This window comes from Nitrosomonas sp., assembly GCF_043753625.1.
In the GTDB taxonomy this organism is placed as follows: Bacteria; Pseudomonadota; Gammaproteobacteria; order Burkholderiales; family Nitrosomonadaceae; genus Nitrosomonas.
The window spans coordinates 1-3,158 of record NZ_JAYUWI010000138.1; the positions used below are offsets into that span (position 1 = coordinate 1).

At 47.9% G+C, this 3,158-nt stretch carries 3 protein-coding genes; all 3 read right to left on the reverse strand.

From position 1 onward, the window contains the following. Positions 1 to 217: 217 nt before the first annotated feature. Positions 218 to 574, reverse strand: coding sequence for a hypothetical protein (locus tag ACH10T_RS11755; RefSeq protein ID WP_394809462.1), 357 nt, complete (start codon positions 572 to 574; stop codon positions 218 to 220). A gap of 278 nt (positions 575 to 852) precedes the next feature. After that, the gene (locus ACH10T_RS11760; protein WP_394809463.1) at positions 853 to 2,409 is read right to left on the reverse strand and encodes a hypothetical protein; all 1,557 of its coding nucleotides are present in this window, start codon (positions 2,407 to 2,409) and stop codon (positions 853 to 855) included. Then, entirely contained in the window at positions 2,406 to 2,636 is a 231-nt protein-coding gene (locus ACH10T_RS11765; RefSeq protein WP_394809464.1) for a hypothetical protein, read from the reverse strand. Before ACH10T_RS11765 ends, ACH10T_RS11760 begins: the two co-directional genes overlap by 4 nt. Positions 2,637 to 3,158: the final 522 nt, after the last annotated feature.

A 3,158-nucleotide genomic window follows, 5' to 3' on the forward strand; every position in this document is an offset into this window, starting at 1 on the left:
TTCGCCGCGACTCTGATGATGACATCGTTCCTCCTTGTAAATGGTTTGAGGATAACGATGATGTGTCAGGATGTTAATGTGGAGGGGTTGGAGGCTTACCAAAGAATTGGTGAATACTGTAGTTTTTGCTAAGGGAGAAAGAACCAAAAGCTGGTAGGTAGCCATTGTTTCGGATTCAAGACAGTGACTATCAGTTTATTTTTATCAAATACAAGAATTATTTAATTTCTGTGGCTATGGCTCGATGAGAATTCGCCATATCCATATTAGCTTTTACTGCTTGTTCATATAAGTCAATTAAGCTTTCACAATGAGACTGCAATGCTAGTCCATCTTTTCCATAGTTAAAAGTAACTGTTCCATATGATTCAAGCATTTTCTTATGTTCTTTTATCTTTGACCGCATTTCCCTAGCAGCAGCCTCATAATGTTTAGCTAGTGCTTCATGATCACAGCGCGTTGTAGCTCTTAGAATAGCTTCCGGTGTATCTGTCGGAATACGATTGGTCTGCGCGCATGAAGTCAGAAAACCCAGTAAGCCAAAAACAATTAAAAGCAAAGTATTAATTCTCACAGCATGTCCCTTGTCTATAGCCAAAATATCCTAAAAGAAATAGTACTATATTATGTTATTACTCACACCAATGAATTGCGCTTCCTCAAGCAAATAATCAATCAAAGCCGTTTGGCAATGCTGGAAGCCAGCAGCAATGGGAGTCGCAGACCAAGAAAAGTTGGAAAAGGCCGGGTTCGTGAATTACAGTGGCAAAGGAAGTCATCAGAATTAACAGACTGTTAAATCTACACTACCACGCATTTCGCAGATACCTTCATTGTACTGGCCTTCGCATTTCACGAAACCAAATCCGGTATTGCTCCATTTTCGCGCGTTGATCTGCTGGCGCATAGCGGCGGCAAGTGGCATATTCCACTGTGTCCGGGCTTTGCACCCCATCGTATTTCGGCACAGTCATTCGGGTTATAAGCCATTTCATAGGCCGGTTTGCGTGCCAGTACCTCGGCCACGGAAAGCTCCCACGAACTGCCGTTTGTGCGTGTGTAGCGGATGTTGCGTTCCTGGATGCGTTTTGCGTGGTACTGCTCAATCTCGGCCTTGGCTTCTTCGGGGGTCTTGTCTTTCAACACAAACAATCCGGGGTGGCACACGATTTTTTCGGGCAAACTGTTTAGCACGTTAATCGCGATGATGAGGCGCATGTCGCGAGAAGGAGTGGAATAATCCTCCCAGGGGCCGATGGTCTGAAAAATCGCGGCGCCGCTGGGCATTGGGATGACGCTGCGCGGGTTTTTGCGAAAATACGCTTCGCCATTGTCCACTGAATTGACGCGCGTCTCGATTTGCTCGGCCAAGGCAGTCAGTGTCGCTTCATAAACTTGTACGGGATCAAGGCCGTCCGGGTTGATGAGCTTGGCCAGCCTGGCGTAGAAATCATCGGGTGTAAAGTAATCTTGCTCCAATGAAAAAGAAGTGAATTCGGGGTGGGCGATTAGTTCCTCATTGGCGAGTGTCCGCCACTTGCCCGGGGCCGTGGAGATCAAAGGCCGGAAAGCCTTAAAACCCGGCCCTGCGTTTTCGGTGTTGGCGAACAGCAGGGTACCTTCCCAGATTCGCTTGCGCGCGACCGAGTTGTCGGGTTGCGCATCGACAGCCAGCAACATACCAGGACGATCGACCGTCTGCGGCACCCATTCAACCAGCACCAAAATATGCCCATAGGGATCGGCGTAGACCGTTCCCGGCCATAGTGTCTCGCGGCTGAGTGAAATCGGATACAGATCGGTGGCTTCATCGGCAAGTCCGGTGCGCGCCGATCCGGAATGAACGGTGTCCGTCAAGCGTCTGCTGAATTTCTTGAAATTGGCTTGCGAACTGATACCGCGGGTAAATTCGGTCATGATGTTGGGCTTACCGCAATACGGCGGCGCTTTGGACGAACCGCACCCGCAGGTACGGAAGGCAATTGGCAGACCGGTCTTCCAGGCAAAATAAGCCCGCAAGGTGTAAGGCAGGTCAGCGCAATCGGGGGTTAGCGGCAAATTATTGTCTTCGTTGATACCAAGATAGTTATGCAGAAAGTTGCGCTCGGTATTGCGTAGGAATGGCTCCAGGGAATTAAAACTGAGGTTTTCCTCGGGCGGCGCGCCAAATAATGCTTCGATCCAGGCGGAATAAAAAGCCTCAGTAGCAAGGTTCCATGCTGGGGGTCTTTCCTGTTGACCTGATTCACCTAGGGTAAGCGGATAACAGGCAATAAGCTTACCATCCCGGTTAGCTTCTATACGATATTGCCCCTCATTAAGTTTTTCCAATCCGGTGATTAGGCTCCAAGGCGGGCCACCGCGGCGGTGGGATTGCAGCGACTTACGCTGGCCTTGACTGTCGATCATGTCAATTCAGATGCCGGACCGTCCGTGGACACAACCATGATCTTGACCGGCTCATCAATCTTAGGATTGAGAGGGGAAACCCAAATGTGTGCCGCGCCGGTTTCTTCGCATACAGTGTTCTCGGCCAATGCCACCGAAATGCTGGCCCATGCCAGCAAGCATGCGAGAAAATAACTTGTGGACCGAGTTAGTGAACACAGGAAATAGCCTAATCGGTAAGAACGCATAGACGCTCCTTCAATAGTTTTTCTTGAAAGATATAAATGAACAGATTGTACTTCCTGTTGCGCAATTTCGATCACTTTTATCGACCTATTTGACAGTGATCAATGCATCATATGGTTGCTATTCAAAATAATTAAAATGGGTAAACCCCCGACTCAGCCAAGGGACTCTCGAAGGTTTGACCGTTACGGCATTCGTCGTAACGTTCTCGTCCCAACCACGAGACGAGGAGCCAAAGATTCAGAGTACCAAAGTTTGAGTCATACGCGCTGGGATTATAAATATTATGTGGTATTTATTCCGAAGCGGCGAAAAAAGCTGTTATTTGGCAAACTCAGGGAGCATATAGGGGAAGTTTCAGAAATTTATCATTATAGGGATTGATGACCTATATTAGCGGTTAGATTATAACCATGATAAAACTTAAGGGCACTTCTATAAATTCCCCAATTTTCTCAAGCGCAGGAAGTTCACTACGCCTAAACTAGGCACAGACATTCGGACGACATTCACGCCATGCAAAA